This is a genomic window from Oleiphilus sp. HI0043 (assembly GCF_001634935.1).
On record NZ_LWEY01000491.1, the window covers coordinates 1 to 805 of the forward strand.

1 protein-coding gene is annotated in these 805 nt (G+C 42.6%); it reads right to left on the reverse strand.

The features are described from left to right. The coding region (locus A3729_RS06150) for a methyl-accepting chemotaxis protein (protein ID WP_156497729.1) at positions 1–805 on the reverse strand (805 nt) is incomplete at both ends.

Consider the following 805-nt stretch of genomic DNA (forward strand, 5'->3'; position numbering starts at 1 on the left):
GCTTTATGAAAGCTTCTGGCAAAAATACCTACTTCGTTATTCTCGTTCACGGGTAGGTAGTCAATTTCGCCTGTTTGCTCATAGCGTTCGAGTGTTTCAGTCAATCTCGAGAGAGGGCGGGTAATTCTGCGAGAGATTAAAATGGCAGCCGTTAAGGCAACTAAAGCTAGCGATAAACCTATAAGCAGGCTTTTGTTGCGAGTTCCTTCCAGAGCTAATGCAAGCTGTTGATGTGAGGATGATAGTAGAATATGGAGTTGTGGGCTGCCATAAGTCGCACCACCTTTTAATACTTTGTAATACGCAGAGTATTTAGTATTGGTACTGTCTTTTAACTGCGTAAACGTCAGCTTGTTGGTGCCTGACTGAAAGTGCTGAGTGAGCTCGGGGAAATCTCTAAGTAAGTTTTTATCATGTGATGATGAACTATTATCTGAAGAGCTTTCCTGATAAAGATATTCACCTTCAGCGTCACTGATATAGAACTGTCTATTGCTATTGTAGCGAGGCAAACCAGAGATAATAGCCATTGGCTTAAGCGTTGCGATTAATACATAGCTGGCTGTATCGTCCAGAACCTTGAATAACGCGTTTGAAACGCTTGAAAAGACCTTTTCTGTTTCCAGCTCAACTAGATCTGGACTTAGGTAGATATCAGAAAAGTAAATCTCCCCCGATTTTAACTTGCCACTTTGCTTCAGTGTAGCTAGGTCTCTTGTTAGAAAGGTGTCTGAGCTTTCCTCTCCGCTCTTGCTGTCAGCCTTGTGGCTTGTATAAAGAACTTCCCAGCCAATTACACTGTCCG